The sequence below is a fragment of the Paenibacillus sp. NPDC056579 genome (assembly GCF_042793215.1).
Classification (GTDB): Bacteria; Bacillota; Bacilli; order Paenibacillales; family NBRC-103111; genus Paenibacillus_S.
This window is the reverse complement of record NZ_JBHTVD010000002.1, coordinates 291,017-309,977: the sequence shown is the minus strand read 5'-3', so window position 1 is coordinate 309,977 and position 18,961 is coordinate 291,017. Positions and strand designations below refer to the sequence as shown.

Below are 18,961 nucleotides of genomic sequence, written 5' to 3'. Positions count from 1 at the left end.
CATCAATTTCGTCCGGATGCGAAAATGAATCTTCTTTTGCTTCAGACGCCATATCGTTTACATTCTACTTATTTCATGGTAGTTCGACATTGTCATCGGAGATTATTAACTTTGTAAATTTTATGTAAAGACGCCGTATCTATTCCTTATTCGTCGTTTCTTTTTGAAGAAGAGCGAACAGTTCCGGTGCCGCTCTATCGATTCTCGCGGGCTTCCACTCCCGGTTTAGCCAGACGTGACGGGTGCCGCCGCTGACGAGCAGCTCCTCTTCGCGCCAAATTTCCGATGTGAATTGCAGACGCAAATGGGTAAAATCTTCAATACGAGTCCGTATCGTGATAAAGTCGTCATATTTCGCAGGCAGCTTAAACTTCATCTCCGCCTCGATTACTGGCAGCAGAAGGCCTAGCTCCTCAATCTTCTGATAAGGCATCCCTAGTGACCGTATAAGCTCTGTACGGCCGATTTCAAACCAGTTTAAATAGTTGGCATGGTAGACGACGCCCATTTGGTCGGTCTCCTGGTACCGGACTCTTAGCTGATGCTCAAACCACGATGATGCAGCCACAAGTTGTCCCTCCTGATTCTAGTATTGCCCGTAGGATGAAAAAAGAGTGAAACCGATGTAGGAACGTCGACTTCACTCTGGGGATGGGGCGTGTTTTGTTAAAACTGCAATGTCTGCTTGATAAAATGGAGCTAGGGTGATAAGGGATGTGCCTCCGGCTGCTATTGAAAACGAGTTTCTTGATTAGATGCTGCGGTAAAAACTCGTTTTCAAAGGCAGCACGTAAACTCTGCGGCACATTCCCTTAATCACACGCTGTTTTTTCAAGCATACAGGACATGAGGCTTTAAAGAAACACGCCCCGTTTATATTACAATACGCGGGCACGACCGGAGTAAATAACGCCCACTTCCGGATAAATCGATACTTCAGCGCCGTCCTTGATCAAAGTCAATGCGCCCTCGACGCCAACGATAACAGGCTTGCTCAAGCTGATCCCTACAACCGCTGCGTGAGAAGTAATCCCGCCGGTTTCGGTAATAAGAGCCGCCGCTTTCTGAATGGCAGGCATGTACTCCTTATCCGTTGTTCCCGTAACAAGGATACAGCCCTCGACCGCTTTCGCATTCGCTTCTTCCGCCGTATTAGCCGCTACGACTTTGCCTGTAGCGATCTGCGTGCCGATACCTTGGCCTTTAGCGATCATTTCGCCGATTTGATGCACCTTGATCAGGTTCGTCGTTCCGGAGCGGCCTACAGGTACGCCAGCCGTAATAACAACGGTATCACCAAGGCTGACATGGCCTGCTTTCACGCTGCTGTCCACTGCATGCTCGAACAGCTCGTCCGTCGTTAGGCAGTGCTCTCCCTTAACCGGAACAACGCCCCATACAAGCGACAGGCGGCGCAGTACTTGCTCGTTAGGCGTAACCGCGATGATAGGCGCTTTCGGACGGTATTTGGACACCATACGCGCCGTATAACCGCTCTCGGTAGCCGTCAAAATCGCTTTTGCGTCCAAATCCAGGGCGGAGTTGGCAACAGCTTGGCTGATTGCTTCCGTAACGGTTTTTTGCTGCGCATTGCTTTGACGGATGAAAATTTCGCGGTGCTCAAGAGCCGTCTCCGCACGCTCGGCGATTTTGGCCATCGTCATTACGGACTCGATAGGGTATTTCCCTGCCGCCGTTTCGCCGGACAGCATGACCGCGTCGGTTCCGTCGAAAATCGCGTTCGCCACGTCGCTTGCTTCCGCACGGGTAGGGCGTGGATTGCGCTGCATAGAGTCAAGCATCATCGTAGCCGTAATAACCGGTTTGCCGGCTTGGTTACATTTTTTGATCATCGCTTTTTGCACGATAGGCACATCTTCCGCCGGGATTTCTACGCCCAAGTCTCCGCGAGCAACCATCAGTCCGTCGGACACTTCCAAAATTTCGTCCAGGTTCTCTACGCCTTCCTGGTTCTCGATTTTGGAAATAATCTGAATGTGGTTGGCATTGTGACGCTCCAGAATTTCACGGATTTCAATGACGTCGCTCGCTTTGCGCACGAACGAAGCAGCGATGAAGTCCACTCCCTGCTCGATACCGAAAATAATATCGTTAGCGTCCTTTTCCGTAATGCCCGGCAGGTTGATCTTCACGCCCGGCACGTTTACGCCTTTCTTGCCGCCCAGCAAACCGCCGTTAACGATGCGGCATTTGATTTCGTTGCTAGTCAAGTCAACGACTTCCAGACCGATCAAACCGTCGTCGATCAAAATCGTAGAGCCGATTTTTACGTCCTTCGGCAAATCTTTATAAGTAATGTGTACACGCTCGGCGTCGCCTAGCACATCCTCAGTCGTAAGAGTAATGAAGTTATCTTGAACCAACTCGACCTTCTGGTCGTCCTTCAATTTGCCAGTACGGATCTCAGGACCTTTCGTGTCGAGCAAAATTGCCACGTTCTTGCCGAGCTCTGCACATGCTTGACGCACGTTGCGGATCCGGTTGCCATGCTCTTCGAAGTCTCCGTGGGAGAAATTGAGCCTGCACACGTTCATCCCGGCATTAATGAGCTTCTTGAACATGTCGAGCGATTCGCTCACCGGTCCGATCGTACATACAATTTTCGTTTTACGCATGATTGTGATTACCCTCCTGAATGTAAGTGAACCTACCGATTTTTCTGAATTTGTTATAGCGATCTTCTATTAAATCCTTCTCTGAGAGAAGAAGCAATTCCTGCAAATGTTTCGTTAAGGTTTCTTTAATGACCTCTGCCTGTCGGGCAAGATCACGATGGGCTCCGCCGCGCGGCTCCGGAATCACTTCATCTATGACGCCGAGGGCATGGATGTGCTCCGCCGTAATTTTCATAGCGGCCGCCGTTTCGCCGGCTTTCGAGGCATCCTTGTACAAAATCGAGGATGCAGCTTCCGGCGTACTAACGGAATAAATCGCATTTTCCAGCATGAACACGCGGTTTCCGACCCCGAGGGCCAATGCGCCGCCGCTGCCGCCTTCGCCGACAACCACGCAAAGGATCGGCACGCCGAAGGAAGCCATCTCCATCAAGTTTCTGGCGATCGCTTCACTCTGTCCCCGCTCTTCCGCCGCACCGCCCGGATAAGCTCCCGGGGTATCGATAAACGTGATGATCGGGCGTTTGAACTTGTTGGCCTGCTGCATCAAGCGCAGTCCTTTGCGGAATCCTTCCGGATGCGGCATACCGAAGTGGCGGGCGATATTATCCTTCGTATCTTTCCCCTTCTGGTGGCCTACAACCGTAACGGGGATGCCATTCAATCTCGCCAGTCCGCCTACAATCGCCAAATCATCTCCATAGTGACGATCGCCGTGCAGCTCCATGAAGTCCGTAAAAATATGCTGAATGTAATCCAGCGTCGTCGGCCTTTGCGGATGGCGGGCCAGCTGCATTTTCTCCGCCGTCGTCATATTGCCGTACAGCTCGGCGGCCAGCTGCTCGTAGCGCTGCTCCAGCTTTGCGATTTCATCCGTAAAATCGATTTGTTTCTCCGTCCCGAACTTGCGCAGCTCCTCTATCTTCGCTTTCAGCTCGAGAAGCGGCTGTTCAAAGGGCAATTCACCGGCCATTTGCCAAATCCCCCTTTACAACATGCAGATCCAGCAGTCGGGTCAGCGTGTTCTTGATCTCTTTGCGTACTACGACCATATCTACTTGTCCATGATTTAAGTTAAATTCCGCCGTCTGGAAATTATCCGGAAGCTTCTGGCGGATCGTTTGCTCAATAACCCGTTTACCTGTAAAACCAAAGGCGGCACCCGGTTCCGCGATAATATAATCACCAAGCATTGCAAAGCTTGCCGATACCCCGCCGAACGTCGGATCGGTAATTACGGATATATAGAGTCCGCCCTGCTCGTTGAAACGGGCTACGGCAGCACTCGTCTTGGCCATCTGCATCAAGCTGAGAATACTCTCCTGCATTCTTGCGCCGCCCGATGTCGAAAAGATGATCAGCGGATATTGCTTTTGCATAGCATGCTCGATTGCGTTCGTAATCTTCTCGCCGACAACCGATCCGAGCGATCCGCCCATGAAATCGAAGCTCATGCAGGCTACAACGACCGGAAATCCGCCAATCGTTCCTTCGCCTGTAATTACAGCGTCGTTCATGCCGGTGGCATCTACCGCTTTGCGGTATTTCCCTACGTAATCCGGAAACCCTAGAGGATCCTCCGAAGCCAGTTCGGCGTCGTATTCAAAAAAGCGGCCCTCATCCATCACCATCTGAATGCGTTCGACCGCGCTAAGTTTGAAGTGATACCCGCAGGAGGTACATACCTTCAAGTTTTTGTCCAATTCCTTTGTAAACTGAATCGCAGCGCATCGAGGACATTTGTTCATTAAGCCTTCGGGAATTTCTCTCTTCGGCTTATCCTCGGGGATGATTTCTCCGCCGTCACCTGATTGGGTAACTGTACGGTTTGCGCTAGGAATTGTTGCATATTTTCTCTTCTTCTGAAACAAATCTATAAATGACACGTTTACACCTCGCTTGCGGTTGATGTTCAAATGCGGTCCTTCCGGAGCTTAAGATCTATGCAGTATGGAATTCAACACATCTTGAACTTCTTCCAGTTCACCTTCCGGGACTAAGATTTCAAATTGATTTTTCGTCATGTTAATGGCCCGTACCTGAACAAGAAAGCCCTCTTCCGTCAGTTTCTGCTTGATTCTGTCTGCAATTTTTGTAGTAGGAGCTATATATATAACGGTCCACATGAAAAAAGACCTCCCGAACATAATGCACTAATGATATCATATCTTCACTTTTTCCCGCAAGAAAGGGTTGCAAGCGTCCTCGCGGGCGGTATGGCGCGCCTTCCGGATCGATTCGAATCCGGTCGAACTTTCTCCTATTACGCCGCACTATAACGGACAACCGGAAGATAGAACCGTGCCATGTTCGGGGCTTTTTCGTGCGATTATTGGCTGAAACGAACGGTTAGGGTGCTGCGTCTTGGACATCTTCATCTCCGGATGCAGCCGGCTCCGGTTTGTCAGTGCCGCTTGATGCCGCCGCTTCCATGTCGAGCCGGTCCTGATGCTTGTGGGCGATTCGGGCGGACGCAGCCGCAGCCAACCCTGCCACGAGATCGTCGAGAAATACGTGAATATGGGATTTATTGTCGTTCAGCTCGCGAATGATGCCGATCTTTTCCTTATCCAAATAGCCGAAGCTGGTCAAACCGATCATACCGTATACATGAACGATTCCGAGAGCCAGCGTCTCGTCGACGCCATACAGCGATTCGTCCCGCTCCATTATTGATTGAAGCGGCTCGGGAAGCAGCTTTTTCTCAGCCAATTCATCCAGTGCGATACCTGTATATAACGAATATTGAACCTCGCGCTTCTTCAGGATGGCCAGCACGCTGTCGACGCAGGCTTCTTTTTTCAATTGAGGATTGTACGGAAGCTGCAGCTTCCATACGATATCGGCGATGCGTTCGATCGTTACGCCCCGTTTTTCCAACCATTCGACAATGTGCTGATGCGACATGAAACAACGCCTCCTCTGGAATCCATCTACTAACCGGAGTCATGTCCCTGGACTCGTGCAAACTCATCCTTGTAAGTGTCAGGACAAGCTGTTAAGACAACGAACGGCGTCTTTGGAAGCAGCCGCTGCCGTTGCTTACGATCATGGGAAATCGTATTCGATGCCAAAGACGATCCGGGTTACTAAATGTATGCTTAGGAGGCGTTGATTATTTCACTTTTACGGTTTCTTTACCTAGCAGTTCTTCCATTGCTTGAAACAGCTTCGGAGAAGGCTTCACTTTGAATTGGTCGCTCAGCCGGAGCGTCTTCTGGCTTTTCTCGTAGTAGAGAATGACCGGGAGCGGACCTTCGTGATCCAGAAGCATCTCCTTGAGGCGCGCAAGCACGTGGGGCTGTTCGTGATCGGCCGATATTTTGACGTACACCCTTTGCTCCCGCGCCTGTCTCGTCCCTGCAGACGCCGGGCTGCCGGATGGAACCGGCTCTCTGCGCTGCTGCACGGGTGAATCGGCCTTCGGAGCGCTCTGCACGGCAGCAGCCGCGACCGGCACCGCCGATTTGCCGCCGCCCTGTGCGGCTGCGGTAGGCTGGCTGCGCGCCGTATCCTTCACAGCCGAGCGCCGGGCCGCTTTCTTCGCGAGATCCGGATCGCCGAGGGCAAATACCTGATCCGCCAGCAGCTTCACGTCCTCGTCCCCATGCTGCAGCTTGGCTCTCACGAGCAGCGGCTTGCCCTTTTGCACCAGCGGCGCAAACTGCTTCCATGCCTCTGGAAACAGGACGACCTCAACCTTGGCGACGCGGTCCTCCAGCTCCATGAACGCCATCGGCTGCCCTTTCTTGGTGACGATGGTCTTGCTCGTCACTACCATGCCCGCCACAATGACTTCGCTGTGATCGGGCAGCTCCGGCAAATAGTGCAGCGGATCGTGGTCCAGCGCACGGAGCGCTTCCTCGTAATCGTCAAGCGGGCTGCCGGAAATGTACAGCCCGAGCAGCTCCTTCTCCAGCTCCAGCTGCTGCGTCATCGTGAACGGCCGAATATCGGGATATTCGACCTCCCAGTTCACTTCTTCGACAAAGCCGAACAAGTGCAGCTGCAGATCGTCGCGCTCCTTGCGCCATTTGACGGCAGCCTCCATCGTAGCTTCGAGCATCGCGAGCTGCTGGGCGCGGTGGCCCGGCAGCGTATCCGTCGCCCCGCTCTGGATGAGCGATTCGAGCACGCGCTTGTTGCACACGCGCAGGTCAACGCGCCGGCAAAGGTCGATCAGGCTCTCGTACGGGCCGGCTTCGCCGCCGCGCTGCTGCATGATCGAATCGATCGCATGCGTGCCGACGTTCTTCACCGCCCCTAGGCCGAAGCGAATCGCCGCGCCCGCGCCGGATGGCGCTGCCTCAGCCGCGGCCGTCGGCGCCGTGGCAGACGCAGCCGCCGAAGCCGTTGCGCTGCCTTCGCGGCCCGCCTCCGCAGCGGCGGCGATGGCGTCCCGCGGCCCTGCGGATTCTGACCCGCCGGTGCCGCCGTACGCCACAGGCGTAAAGACGACGCCGCTCTCGTTCACGTCCGGCGGCAGCACGGCGATGCCCATCCGGCGGCATTCGTCGACGTATTCAGCCACTTTGTTGTGGCTGCCCATCACCGCCGTCAGCATCGACGCCATGAACTGCACGGGGTAGTGCGCCTTCAGGTAGGCGGTCTGGAACGCCAGCACCCCGTAAGCCGTCGCATGCGCGCGCGGGAAGCCGTAATCGGCGAAGCGGACGATCATATCGTACACCTTGTTCGCATCGGCTTCCGTATAGCCCTGCGACACGCTGCCCTTGACGAAATGGGCGCGCTCTTCGTCCAATACCTCGCGCTTCTTCTTGCTGACGGCGCGCCGGAGCAAGTCGGCTTCGCCCAGGCTGAAGCCCGCCATTTTGGAAGCAATCTGCATGATTTGCTCCTGATAGACGATAATGCCGTACGTATCGCGCAGTATCGGCTCCAGGTCCGGATGCGGATACTCCACCTGGATTCGCCCGTGCTTGCCTTGAATGTAACGCGGGATAAATTCCATCGGACCCGGCCGGTACAACGCGTTTACCGAAATAATATCCTCGAATTCGCTAGGCTTGAGATCCTTGAGCACTCTCCTCATCCCCGGAGACTCCAGCTGGAATACGCCGGTGGTATCCCCTCTGCTCAGGAGCTCATAAGTCGCCGGGTCGTCCATCGGCAGTTTGTGGAAGTCGATGTCGGCTCCCGTCTGTTCCTTGACCCATTGCAGCGTCCGTTCGATAATGGACAGCGTTCTCAGGCCGAGGAAGTCCATCTTCAGCAAGCCTATCGACTCGAGATGCTCCATCGGGTATTGCGTAAGCGCCGTCTGCTCATTGCCTTCCTGCAGCGGCACGTACTGCGTCAGCGGCTCGCGCGATATGACTACCCCCGCAGCGTGAGTGGAAGCATGGCGCGGCATGCCCTCCACCTTCATCGCCAGCTGCAGCAGCTCTTCGGTTTTGGGCTGTCGAGCCGCGAGCGCCTTCAGATCGGGGTTCGCCTCGATGGCTTCCGCCAGCGTCATCCCGAGCTGATGCGGGATCATTTTGGCCGCGCGGTCCACCTCGTTATACGGCAGGTTCAGCACCCGCCCGACATCGCGTACGGCCGCCTTGGCCGCCATCGTTCCGAACGTTATGATCTGCGCCACCCGTTCATGGCCGTACTTCCCTACGACGTAATCGATCACCTCGTCGCGCCGCACGTCGTTAAAGTCAATATCGATATCCGGCATCGATACCCGCTCCGGATTCAAAAACCGCTCAAACAGCAAATGATACCGGATCGGATCCACATCCGTAATCCGCAGCACGTAGGCGACAAGGCTTCCCGCCGACGATCCCCTTCCCGGCCCGGTGACGATGCCCTTCTCATGCGCGAAACGGATGAAATCCCACACGATCAAAAAGTAGTCGGAGTAGCCCATCCGCTCGATGACGGAAAGCTCGTAATCCAGTCTCTCGTCGAGACGGCTCCGATAGCTTGCGTCCTCCCATTGAGGCAGTTGCGAGTACCGCGACACAAGCCCCTCCCGGCATAGCTCGGCCAGATAGCTCCCTGCTGTCGCATGATCGGGAATCGGCTCAAATTGCGGCAAAATCGAACGGCCGAATTCGAGCTCCAGATTGCAGCGTTCCGCCACGATCCGCGTATTTTCGATAGCCTGCGGAACGTGCGGGAACAACCGCTTCATTTCCTCGTCGCTTTTCAAATACAGCTGGGTCGAAGGGAATTTCAGCCGCTCCGTATCGTCGACGGTTTTGCCCGTGCCGATGCACAGCAGTATATCTTGAACCTGAGCGTCCTGCTCTCTCACGTAGTGAACGTCGTTCGTTGCGATAAGCGGGATGCCGGTCTCAGCGCTCAGCTGAATCATGCTCTGCATCACTTTCTTTTGCTCCATCAGACCATGGTCCTGAAGCTCCAGGAAGAAATCGTCTCCGAACATGTCGCGGTACCGGTTTGCCGCCGCCTTGGCCTCCTCGTACCGTCCGTGCAGCAAATGCTGCGACACCTCGCTGCCGAGGCACGAGCTGGTGCATATAAGCCCCTCCGCATGCTGTGCCAAATGATGCGCGTCGATGCGCGGCTTGTAGTGATAGCCCTGCAAATGCCCGATGGAGCACAGCTTCATCAAATTGCGGTAGCCGGTCTCGTTCTTGGCAAGCAGGATCAAATGGTAGATCGGCTGCTCCTGCCTTGTTCCTTTGTCACGGATCGACCCGGCCGTATAGTAAACCTCGCAGCCTATAATCGGCTTGATGCCGTGCTGCTTGCAGGCTTTATAAAAAGGTATGGCGCCGTACATGACGCCATGATCGGTCAGTGCCAGCGCCTTCATGCCGAGCCCGGCCGCTTGTCCAACCAGATCGTCGATGCGCGCCGCGCCGTCCAGCAGACTGTATTCGCTATGTACATGCAGGTGGACGAAGTCACTCACCTAAGGCCGCCTCCCTTTGCCGAAAAACTTTCTTTTTATTTTATCATAATGCGAACACTTGTACCATAGATTAGACAAGTAGGGTTGTCAAAGGTTCACGCAGTGGAAAAAGGAGGCATTCTGGAATGGTCAGCTTTTTGACGAAATGTGTGTTCGATTTTTTCGTAGCGTTCGGAGTCGTGCTCGGGGGCACGATGCTAGGGGGAATTGCCGCCGTACTGATGATGGAACCGCCTACACAGCGAATGCTGCTTATCTCCGAGCAGATCAAAATCTGGGCGCTCGTAGCTGCCGTAGGCGGCACGATCGATCCGCTGCGCGTCATTGAGAGCAATCTGGCCGGAGGCTTCATTTCTCCTGCGATCAAACAAATCTTGCTGATCGTCTTTGCCTTCATCGGGGCGCAGTCCGGCACCGCCTTAATCCAATGGATCTGCAGAGGAGGCGGCACGAGTTGAAGGTTCCACCCTTTGAGCATTACACGGGACTGTTGAAATCGACGGGACTGGTAATTTCGGGAATCATCATCGGAAGCGCTCTGTTCCTGAGCTTGTACCATCATCATTTGAATACCGTCATCATTAAAAATAGGGAGCTTCAGGCGGAGAATGAGCAGCTGCTGACGGATTTGAACGATTTCAAAAAAACGAGAAACCAGCAGAGCACGATCAACCAAATCGATATCGTCGTCGAGCCCGGCGACTTGAATCCGTTGGATAAGGTAACCATGCAGGAGCTCGAAAAGCGTGTCCGCAACGAATTAAGCGTGATCAAAGGACAGAAAATCGCCACCTTCGCCGAAACTCCGCACGTATACCAGCGCCTGCTGTCCAAAAAAACATATCACAACATTCTCGACAAAGATTATGTCGTTAACATAAAGACGATGCTGCTGATCCATACCGAGCTGAAAGTATGGGTCACCGCCGAGGTGTTCAAGAAACCGGTGATGTGATTTTGATAAAAGAGGCATGCTCCTGATAAGAAAAAGGCGTCTCGCTTTCATTGCTTTTCCATGGGAAAATCGGTAAAGTTAGATGAGATCGAACGACTAGCTTAAAGGATGTGCCCGTTATTATGGAATGGATTCAAAAAATACTGCCCGTGGTTATCGTTCTCACTCTTCTCGTCTCCCTGTTCTACAGCTTCAAGTCCCGCAGAAGCCAGGATCCGAAGCTGAGAGGGCTGTACGCATCGAGAATGAATATCGCCATGGGCATCATGCTGATTATTATCGCGGTGAGCCAGCTGTTCTTCTTCACCGACTCCAACACCCGTCGCGTATTCGGAGTCGTCTGCTTCCTGCTCGGCATGTTCAACCTGTTCGCAGGCTTGCGCAATCACAGCTACTTTACGCGCCAATAGCGAGACTCGTGCTTGCGACATAGGGTCTTGCAAGCGCGTTTCACACCTAATTCATTAGACCATGCGGTTGTCGCTGCACCCGCTGCCCGCCGGTCGAACAGGCCGGTATTAAGCCTGGTCGATGAATTGGGTCGTCAGCATGGCCTTGGCGATTAACGACTGCGAGTGGTAAATTTCCACATCGATTTTACCGAACTTGCGGCTCAGCTCGATCATTTTCGGCACGATCTGGATTTCGCTGTCAATTTGCACCGGCTTGATGAAATACGAAGACATGTTGTCCATCACGAGCTCTCCGTTCTTCACGTCCTGCACGACATGATAGGCCGCTTGTATGGCAAGAATGGTGAGCACTCCCTCGGACAGCGTGCCGAGCCGGTTGATCATCTGCGGGGTAACCGTGCCCCGGAACGTGATCTGCCCTTCCTTCGTCCGCTCCTCGCTGAAGCCCGACCAGATCAAATCCTCGAACGTTTGCCCGTTCTGCGGCTGCCGTTGTATATGCTGCATCGCCTTGAGCACATCTTTGCGGCTGATGACGGCAAGCACCTTCCGATTCGCATCGACAACCGGAAGCAGATCGATCCCTTCCCACACCATCATATGAGCTGCTGACGCTACAGACGTATTAGGACTTCCCGTCAACGGATTGCGGGTCATCAGCTTTTCAATCGTTTGCTCCGGTTCCGCTCCGATCAAATCCTTCGAAGTGATCATTCCAATGACCCGGTTCCATTCGTCGACAACCGGAAACCGCCCGTGACCCGTCCGCTCATGAAGCTGCTGCCAATCCTTCAGCGTATGGTGCCCTTTCAGCACGTATACCTGCATCGGCGACGGAACGATATCCTCGATCAGCAAAATTTTCTTCTTGATCAGCCGGTCGTAAATAGCCCGATTGATCATGGACGCCACGGTGAATGTGTCATAGCTGCTCGAAATGATCGGGAGCTCCAGCTGGTCCGCCAGCTTCTTTACTTCCTCGCTGGTGGAGAATCCCCCTGTAATAAGCACGCCTGCCCCTTGCTCCAGCGCACACGAATGCGCCTTACTCCGGTTGCCGACGATCAGCAGGCTGCCCGCATCGATATATCGCATCATCGCATCCTGCTGCATGGCGCCTATGACGAATTTGTTCAAGGTTTTGTGGAGTCCCCCGACGCCTCCAAGCACTTCTCCGTCCACCATGTTGACCACTTCGGCAAAGGTCAGCTTGTCGATGTTGTCGCGCAGCTTTTTTTCCACACGGACGGTTCCGACCCGCTCCTTCGTGCTGACCAGCCCCAGGTTGTCCGCTTCCTTAATCGCGCGGTAAGCCGTCCCTTCGCTCACTTCCAGCTTTTCGGCAATTTTGCGCACCGATATTTTCGTCCCGATCTTGAGGCTCTCGATATGTTTCAATATTTGCTCGTGCTTGGTTGCCGCATCCTGCATCGCCTGAATCGTATCATCCATCTAATCTGTTACACCCCAATTCGACATTCTGTACCAATCTGTATTATCTTTCATTATAGTCGCTTCCCCGCACAAAAAAAAGCCCATTCCCAAAGAACCAGGAACTGGGCAAACGCATAGAATGCTGTATATTGAATTGGAGGTGCCTTCTGTGTATAACCAACCTGAAGAAGTACGGCTGCAAACCTTGTATCAGATGGATCATTCCAGCATCCAGTCTCTGCACAGCAATAAAGAACATATTACGAATCTGTGCAATCAGTACTTAAACCATCCTGTACGCGTTCAAACGCTCCACGGCCAAACCTATGACGGCTATATCGTGCATGTCGATCCCGTCCATGTATACTTGAGACCAATGCCCGGCCACGTGCGCGGATTTTTCAGCCCGTTCAACAATTACTACAACGATGTCATTTTGCCGCTGGTGCTGTATGAATTGCTGGTTATTTCCCTGCTGGTCTGATTCATCGACGAAAGAGCCGGATGCCCATGCGCGGGATCGGCTCTTTTCTTTTCGTTATTTTTTGAACTGAAGCACCTTCCGCTTGCCCTGCACCATTTGCTCCAGCTGCCATTTTTTCATCTTCTTGATCTTCGCCATCTCCTGCTTCGACTCTTCGTCCACCCCGATCAGCTCGTGCAGATGAGCCGCAATGACGACAAGCGAGAAGACGATCCACACGATACCGAACACGGTCTGAAGCATCGATTCCGCGTGCAGGTCGAGCCTGGGCACTGCATAAAACAGCATGGCCAGAGCCAGTCCCAAATAAATGACGTGTTTCATTCCTTTCATGACGCGAGTCCCTCCCTCTTACAACTTGTACGATACAGTGTATGAGGCGGAAAACGAAAATATCACCTCCCGGCAGGAAATGCCTCATCCTAATCTCCCGGATTCATTGGGCAAAATGTGGGCAGACGGGCTATAGAGCATTAACGGCTCTCCGCATATTGTGATGATAGAAGGAGAGTGAATCCCGATTTGAAAAAAAGGCGAGAAATGACTCCGTCGTTGTATCAGGCCGTTCTGCGCAGGCGCAAACGGAAAAGCAAAGCCTTCCTGCCGGTCATCGTGCAATTCACGGGAAAGACGCATAAAAAGAGCGCAGACCAGCTGCAAAAAAAGCTGGGGCGAAAATGCCGCAACAAAGGGCGCCTCAAGCTGATCGGCGGATGGGCGGTGCGCGTATCCCCTGCCTCCCTGCAAACAATTTGCGCTCATAAGCGTGTGACCAAAGTCTATTTGGACCGAAGGAACCGCACCAACCTGAATGTGGCGACCCCGGCCGTAGGAGCTGCGGAAGCGCAAAAAAGCGGCGCCACCGGAAAAGGCGTCGGCATCGCCATCCTCGATACGGGCGTCGCGCCCAGAGCGGATTTGACGCGGCCTGCCAACCGGATCGCGGCCTTCAAGGATTTCATCAACGGGCGGACAAAGCCCTATGACGATAACGGCCATGGCACGCATGTTGCCGGCGATGCGGCGGGCAACGGCTTCTCAAGCGGCGGCACCTATAAAGGGCCGGCGCCAGAGGCCAAAATCATCGGCGTCAAGGTGCTCGACAGCGAAGGGTCCGGCTACGACTCCACAATTATCCGCGGCATCGAATGGTGCGTCGCCAACCGCAAGCGGTACGGCATCCGCGTGCTCAATCTCTCGCTCGGCAAGCCGGCACTAGAGCCGTGCGCCAACGATCCGCTGTGCAGGGCGATCAACGCCGCGGTCAAAGCCGGCATTGTCGTCACTGTCGCAGCAGGCAACGAAGGACCGGGACGGGAGACCATCTCCTCCCCCGGCACAAGTCCCGACGCCATCACGGTTGGAGCCGTGAACGACCAGGGATCCGTCCGCCAGTCGGACGACCGGGTGGCCGCCTATTCGAGCCGTGGGCCTGCCGCCGGCGGCTTGACGAAGCCGGATCTGCTTGCCCCGGGCAGCAATATCGTGTCCATCAACGTGCCGGGCTCCGTCCTGGACCAGACGCTGCCGCAGAACAAGGTCGGCGCGAACTATATCCGCATGTCCGGCACCAGCTTCGCCGCCCCGATCACGGCAGGTACGGTCGCCCAGATGCTGCAAAAGCGCCCCGGGCTGACTCCCTCCCAAGTCAAGCAGCTGCTGAAGCGCAACGCGTTCTCGCTGAAGCTTCCCGCCAATACGCAGGGATCGGGCGAGCTGAATGTCCGCTTTCTGAAATAATGCAGGAAGGCTTGGCTTCCGTTTTTGAGAAGAAGGGAAGTCCTATACGAAAAAGACGCCTCCATAACACGATATCGTCGTGGATGAATGCGTCTTTTTTTCACGCGGAGCATGTCCGCACATAATTCGTGCCGGCTTGGCTTCACGCCTTATGCGTTCCCCTTGGAAAGCTTGGCCTTAGGCGACGGCCGCCGCAGCTTGCGCATCACTTGTCCATACACGTAAACAAGCAGCCATGGAATGCCGAGACTCAGCACAAACGCGATGACGGTATACAGGATGTACTGCGGCAAATTGCCGGCCTCGGGAATAAACCGCGTGCGCCAGTAGGTCAAAATGGCCGGATGCATCAAATATACGCCGTACGATACGGCTCCGAGCGACAGCAATACTTTGGACACGGCAGGTGGAAATTTAAGCAGCAGCCTGCCTATCCAGATGAAGCTCATCCCCGCCATCATCGGATACAAATTGAAAATAATTTCGTACCACGTATTGTCGAACACTCGTTTCTGGGTTTGTTCGAGTACGAACAAGCCCATGAAGCTGCACCCGAGCAGGATGCTGACCGGCAGCACCCAGCCGATATGCTTGTTGATCCATGCCGTGAACGCTTCATAATTCATGCCGAGAGATCCGCCCAGCGCAAACAAGCTGAAATAAGTGACGCATAGCGACGGCGTGTTCGCGATCGGCTCCACCCAATGGCTGTAGGAGTAAAAGCCCAATTGAACGGCGATGCCGATAAGAAACAGGTATTTCCGGAACAACGACGAAACGCGGCTCAGCCACAGCATAAGCGGAAAAAGAAGATAAAACTGCACGATAATGATCATAAAGTACAGGTGGTACGAGGCATCAGCCCATGGCAGCAAATCGGCGAATTCGGCCCAATTGACGTGCAGCCCTTTCGGATCGAACACCCACTGATTGTACAGGTAGTAGAAAAACGACCAAATCAAATAAGGAAACAGCACCTGCTTGACGCGCTTCAAATAAAACGTAAACGCTTGCTTCCCGCTCCAGTCGTCGTAATATCGGTAAAACAACACCATCCCGCTAAGAAAAATAAATACGGGAACGGCGAAGTTGCTCAGCTTGTTGATAGACAAGTAAATAAGTTGCGCGGTGCTGCCCCCGGGAAGCTCAACCGTAGCCTCCGAGCTGTTGTGAATAATCATGACAGCCAAGATGGCAAACGCTCTGACGATATCCAGCTCCAATAATTTTGCTTTTTTAACAGCCAACTGATTCCCTATCCTTCCGTTATATAGCTTATGTACCCCTTTGTCTTGCTCTCTGTTTAATATGTAAGATGATCTTCATGCATTGTAACATAAGTAAGGGGTACTCAATCAAATATTACACAAAAACTTAATATTACGTAGTTTTACTTAAAATCACTTAAAAATTATTGTGTATTCAGCATACAATGCCTTATAATACATTCATGTTGCATTAACTTTCTGCAGAGAGGAGCGAACGCATTGTACCAGGAGGAACGGTTAATCGGAATTCTCCAGCATTTGGAGCAGCATCAGCGCATCAGTATCGAGAACATTTGCGAGCTGTTCGACGTCTCTAGAGATACAGCACGCAGAGATATTATCAAGCTGGAGGAGCAGGGAAGCATTTTACGGACTCGAGGAGGCGCCATACTGCCCACGCTCACGAATAAGGTCGCCAACTATAGCGACCGGCTGAGCGACGAAGCGACCACTCAGTCCAAAAAGGCGATAGGCCGGCTGGCCGCTACGCTCATTCATGACGGCGACTATTTGCTGCTGGATGCGTCGACAACCGTACAAAGCGCTGCCGAAAGCATCAGCACGCAAGGACACGTCGTAGTAACCAATTCGATCGATATCGCCGGCATTTTGAACCGTAAAGAAGGCATCGACGTTCATCTGCTTGGCGGCAAGCTGCACCCCGAGCATCGGCTCATCTACGGCGCCAGGGCGCTCGAGATGCTGAAGGACTACCATGTTCACAAGCTGCTGCTCGGCACCTGTGCGATAACGACCGACGGACTGACGAACCCTTACGAGGAAGAAGGATTTCTCGTCAGGGAAATGATGCGGCGTGCGGATCAAGTCATCTTATTGGCGGATCGGACGAAATTCGGCAAACGCCAGTTCAACCGCATATCCGGTTTGGAGCAAATAGATATCATTATTACAGACCAAGAGCCGAATGAAGAAATGAAAGAGGCTCTTCACCGGCATGAAATCGATATTTTGATAGCAAAAGGAGATGAGGAATGATGATTAAGCTCATCGTAAGCGATTTGGACGGAACGCTGCTGCAAAGAGGCCATCATATTCACGACAAGGACCGTGCTGCGCTGCACCGGGCGCTGGAAAGCGGCGTTCAGCTGTGCTTTGCCTCCGGCCGCATGCACCCGGAAATCGTGCATGTAATGGAAGAGCTGCAGCTTAAAGTGCACTCCGTCTCGCAAAACGGAGCCTACGTTCACTCATCGAACGGCAAGCTGCTGCAGCAGGATACGTTCGATACGGCGCTGATCAGAGAGCTGGCCACCGTCGCATTGGCCATGCCGCTGGTTACTGTAATGTGCGCCCCCGATCATTACGTTCTCACCGAGCTGAACGAAAGGAACGCTCATATAAAGGACAATTTGCTGGCGCCGCTGCATATTATGCCTAATGCAATCGAAGCGATTGGCAGCGAGCTCATGTGCGGCAAGATCACCTATCTGGGCGAGATCGAACACCTTCTTGTACTGCAAAAGCAGCTGCTCGGCACCTATGGCGAACGGATCGACGCGTATATTTCCGATGTCGACTGCCTGGATGTCATGCCGAGACACGTCTCGAAGGGGACCGGACTTCGCGCATTGCAGCAGCATCTCGGCATCCTTCCGGAGGAAACGGTCTGTATCGGCGACTCCTTCAACGATGTGCCGATGTTCGCGGTTACGCCCAACAGCTTCGCCATGGCACACAGCCATCCGGAGCTGAAGGCGAAGGCAGCCCGGGAAGCTGCAAGCGTGGCCGACGCCGTCGCCTGGGCGCTGCAGGCCGCGGAAGACGATCCGCTCGGGGAGAAGGCCGCTCTATGAACCGGCTTGTCTGGATTTGCTGCTGCTTCTATTTGCTGATCGGCTGCACCTCCGTCATCGCCGCTGCGTTATTGCCTGAGCTGATGGCTCATTACGGGCGTGACTATGCGGACGGAGGGAACCTAATTTTCGTGCAATTTTTCGGTTTTCTGCTCGGGGTCGTATTCCAGCCCCGCTTGTCGCGGCAGTTCGGCCGAGGCACCATGTTGACTCTGACGCTATGTTTTATTTTGCTTGGTTACCTGATCATCGGCTTTCTGCCGCCATGGCACGTTGTCCTGCTCTGCCTGCCGCTTGTCGGCTTCGGCTCCGGGATCATTGAATCGACGGTAGGCGCGCTCATTATCGACGCAGTCGAAGACAAGAAAGCCGTCGCTATGAGCCGGCTGGAGGTGTTTTTCGGTGCCGGCGCCCTGCTCATGCCGCTTTTGATCAGCTTACTCATTACGATCGGGCGCTGGGAGCTGACCTTTTTCGGCACGGTGCTGTTTGCGCTCGTCCTTGCGGTATTGTGGATCCGGTTCAGTCAATCGAACCAAGCCTTGCTTCAAACGGCAGGCCGTCCTTCTGCGGGCGTTACCGTATCTGTTCCGCGCAAACTCCGGGGATTCGGGCTGGCAGTACTTCTATGCTGCATAACGCTCTTCTTCATTTATGTCGGACTGGAAATGAGCATTGTCAATTTCCTTCCGTCCATCCTGCTCGAATCGATGCCTATCGACGCCGCCGTCGCTTCGCTCAGCGTCAGCCTGTTCTGGGGAACGATGGTGCTCGGAAGGCTCGCGTGCGGATTTTTGGCCGAAAAGTACGGCTACTCGCGCTATCTGCTCTGGTGTGCAACGGCAACAGTGCTTTTCCTGATCGGCCTGGCTTTAATGAAGGACCTTATCGGTGCTTTCGCCATGATTCTTCTGATCGGCTTGTTCATGTCCGGCCTATTCTCTATCGCACTTATTTATAGTAATTCTTTGTTCCCCGGATTGACGGAGCAAACGACGAGCAAGCTGATTGCGGCAAGCGGCATCGGCGGTGCGGCCTTCTCTTGGCTGACAGGGCGGTTCATGGAGCATGCTTCGATCGCGTTCACGCTGTGGTTCCTCGTAGTCTTGGCTATATTGCTCGTATGCCTTCTTGTCGTGCTGTCCAGGATGAAGCCGGTCGAGACTATGGAGTACAGCTCGACCTGATAGTGGCGCATGCATTACTCACTTAAAAAGCTAAGGCATTTTACGTCTGCCTGCAGCAGAAGCTCCGGGTCCTGTCAGCAAGTATTCACGCTATATGCGCAACAGCCCCTATCGGACCGTACTTCCGCTATTGCA

Annotated in this window: 18 protein-coding genes; 8 read left to right on the top strand and 10 right to left on the bottom strand. The window is 53.8% G+C overall.

Annotated elements, in window-relative coordinates; all coding sequences use genetic code 11:
- Window positions 1–139: 139 nt before the first annotated feature.
- The 7 genes from ACFQ88_RS08920 to ACFQ88_RS08890 form a co-directional block, all read right to left on the bottom strand.
- On the bottom strand, window positions 140–568 hold the full coding sequence (locus ACFQ88_RS08920) for an acyl-CoA thioesterase (protein WP_379453861.1): 429 nt from the start codon (window positions 566–568) through the stop codon (window positions 140–142).
- 310 nt (window positions 569–878) lie between these two features.
- On the bottom strand, window positions 879–2,636 hold the full coding sequence (gene pyk / locus ACFQ88_RS08915; protein ID WP_239633023.1) for a pyruvate kinase: 1,758 nt from the start codon (window positions 2,634–2,636) through the stop codon (window positions 879–881).
- On the bottom strand, window positions 2,629–3,609 hold the full coding sequence (locus ACFQ88_RS08910) for an acetyl-CoA carboxylase carboxyltransferase subunit alpha (protein ID WP_379453860.1): 981 nt from the start codon (window positions 3,607–3,609) through the stop codon (window positions 2,629–2,631). Before ACFQ88_RS08910 ends, pyk begins: the two co-directional genes overlap by 8 nt.
- On the bottom strand, window positions 3,599–4,522 hold the full coding sequence (gene accD / locus ACFQ88_RS08905; RefSeq protein WP_239635311.1) for an acetyl-CoA carboxylase, carboxyltransferase subunit beta: 924 nt from the start codon (window positions 4,520–4,522) through the stop codon (window positions 3,599–3,601). The genes ACFQ88_RS08910 and accD overlap by 11 nt, the downstream gene beginning before the upstream one ends.
- Before the next feature lie 48 nt (window positions 4,523–4,570).
- The gene (locus tag ACFQ88_RS08900; RefSeq protein WP_239633018.1) at window positions 4,571–4,762 is read right to left on the bottom strand and encodes a glutamate decarboxylase; all 192 of its coding nucleotides are present in this window, start codon (window positions 4,760–4,762) and stop codon (window positions 4,571–4,573) included.
- Window positions 4,763–4,985: 223 nt separating this feature from the next.
- The gene (locus ACFQ88_RS08895) at window positions 4,986–5,543 is read right to left on the bottom strand and encodes a phosphatidylglycerophosphatase A family protein (RefSeq protein WP_379453859.1); all 558 of its coding nucleotides are present in this window, start codon (window positions 5,541–5,543) and stop codon (window positions 4,986–4,988) included.
- 208 nt (window positions 5,544–5,751) lie between these two features.
- The gene (locus ACFQ88_RS08890) at window positions 5,752–9,531 is read right to left on the bottom strand and encodes a DNA polymerase III subunit alpha (protein ID WP_379453858.1); all 3,780 of its coding nucleotides are present in this window, start codon (window positions 9,529–9,531) and stop codon (window positions 5,752–5,754) included.
- Between the two features lie 125 nt (window positions 9,532–9,656).
- Here ACFQ88_RS08890 and ACFQ88_RS08885 point away from each other — a divergent pair, with 125 nt between their 5' ends.
- The 3 genes from ACFQ88_RS08885 to ACFQ88_RS08875 all read left to right on the top strand — a co-directional run bounded on the left by ACFQ88_RS08885 (window position 9,657) and on the right by ACFQ88_RS08875 (window position 10,896).
- A complete protein-coding gene (locus ACFQ88_RS08885; RefSeq protein WP_239633012.1) occupies window positions 9,657–9,989 on the top strand; it encodes a YtrH family sporulation protein in 333 nt (110 codons plus the stop codon).
- Window positions 9,986–10,486: a sporulation membrane protein YtrI gene (locus ACFQ88_RS08880; RefSeq protein WP_239633010.1), complete on the top strand. Its 501-nt coding sequence runs from the start codon at window positions 9,986–9,988 to the stop codon at window positions 10,484–10,486. The genes ACFQ88_RS08885 and ACFQ88_RS08880 overlap by 4 nt, the downstream gene beginning before the upstream one ends.
- Before the next feature lie 122 nt (window positions 10,487–10,608).
- Window positions 10,609–10,896 (top strand): YtpI family protein, encoded by a 288-nt coding sequence (locus ACFQ88_RS08875; protein WP_239633008.1) that lies wholly within the window; start codon window positions 10,609–10,611, stop codon window positions 10,894–10,896.
- A gap of 108 nt (window positions 10,897–11,004) precedes the next feature.
- Here ACFQ88_RS08875 and ACFQ88_RS08870 read toward each other — a convergent pair whose 3' ends face one another.
- Window positions 11,005–12,351: a DRTGG domain-containing protein gene (locus tag ACFQ88_RS08870; protein WP_239633006.1), complete on the bottom strand. Its 1,347-nt coding sequence runs from the start codon at window positions 12,349–12,351 to the stop codon at window positions 11,005–11,007.
- 151 nt (window positions 12,352–12,502) lie between these two features.
- On the opposite strand from ACFQ88_RS08870, the gene ACFQ88_RS08865 reads away from it, so the two are divergent.
- Window positions 12,503–12,817 carry a hypothetical protein gene (locus ACFQ88_RS08865; RefSeq protein ID WP_239633004.1) on the top strand — a complete coding sequence of 105 codons (315 nt, stop codon included), beginning with the start codon at window positions 12,503–12,505 and terminating at the stop codon, window positions 12,815–12,817.
- 54 nt (window positions 12,818–12,871) lie between these two features.
- On the opposite strand, the gene ACFQ88_RS08860 is transcribed toward ACFQ88_RS08865, so the two are convergent.
- Window positions 12,872–13,150: a hypothetical protein gene (locus ACFQ88_RS08860; protein WP_239633002.1), complete on the bottom strand. Its 279-nt coding sequence runs from the start codon at window positions 13,148–13,150 to the stop codon at window positions 12,872–12,874.
- 189 nt (window positions 13,151–13,339) lie between these two features.
- Here ACFQ88_RS08860 and ACFQ88_RS08855 point away from each other — a divergent pair, with 189 nt between their 5' ends.
- The gene (locus ACFQ88_RS08855; protein WP_379453857.1) at window positions 13,340–14,557 is read left to right on the top strand and encodes a S8 family peptidase; all 1,218 of its coding nucleotides are present in this window, start codon (window positions 13,340–13,342) and stop codon (window positions 14,555–14,557) included.
- 149 nt (window positions 14,558–14,706) lie between these two features.
- Here ACFQ88_RS08855 and ACFQ88_RS08850 read toward each other — a convergent pair whose 3' ends face one another.
- Window positions 14,707–15,804, bottom strand: coding sequence for an acyltransferase (locus tag ACFQ88_RS08850; RefSeq protein WP_379453856.1), 1,098 nt, complete (start codon window positions 15,802–15,804; stop codon window positions 14,707–14,709).
- Window positions 15,805–16,044: 240 nt separating this feature from the next.
- Between ACFQ88_RS08850 and ACFQ88_RS08845 the strand changes: the two genes are divergently transcribed.
- Genes ACFQ88_RS08845 through ACFQ88_RS08835 form a run of 3 tightly spaced genes read left to right on the top strand, consistent with a single transcriptional unit; the run spans window position 16,045 to window position 18,826 of the window.
- Window positions 16,045–16,821, top strand: coding sequence for a DeoR/GlpR family DNA-binding transcription regulator (locus tag ACFQ88_RS08845; protein ID WP_379453855.1), 777 nt, complete (start codon window positions 16,045–16,047; stop codon window positions 16,819–16,821).
- Window positions 16,818–17,639: an HAD family hydrolase gene (locus ACFQ88_RS08840; protein ID WP_379453854.1), complete on the top strand. Its 822-nt coding sequence runs from the start codon at window positions 16,818–16,820 to the stop codon at window positions 17,637–17,639. Before ACFQ88_RS08845 ends, ACFQ88_RS08840 begins: the two co-directional genes overlap by 4 nt.
- Window positions 17,636–18,826 (top strand): MFS transporter, encoded by a 1,191-nt coding sequence (locus tag ACFQ88_RS08835; protein WP_379453853.1) that lies wholly within the window; start codon window positions 17,636–17,638, stop codon window positions 18,824–18,826. The genes ACFQ88_RS08840 and ACFQ88_RS08835 overlap by 4 nt, the downstream gene beginning before the upstream one ends.
- The last annotated feature ends 135 nt before the right edge of the window (window positions 18,827–18,961 follow it).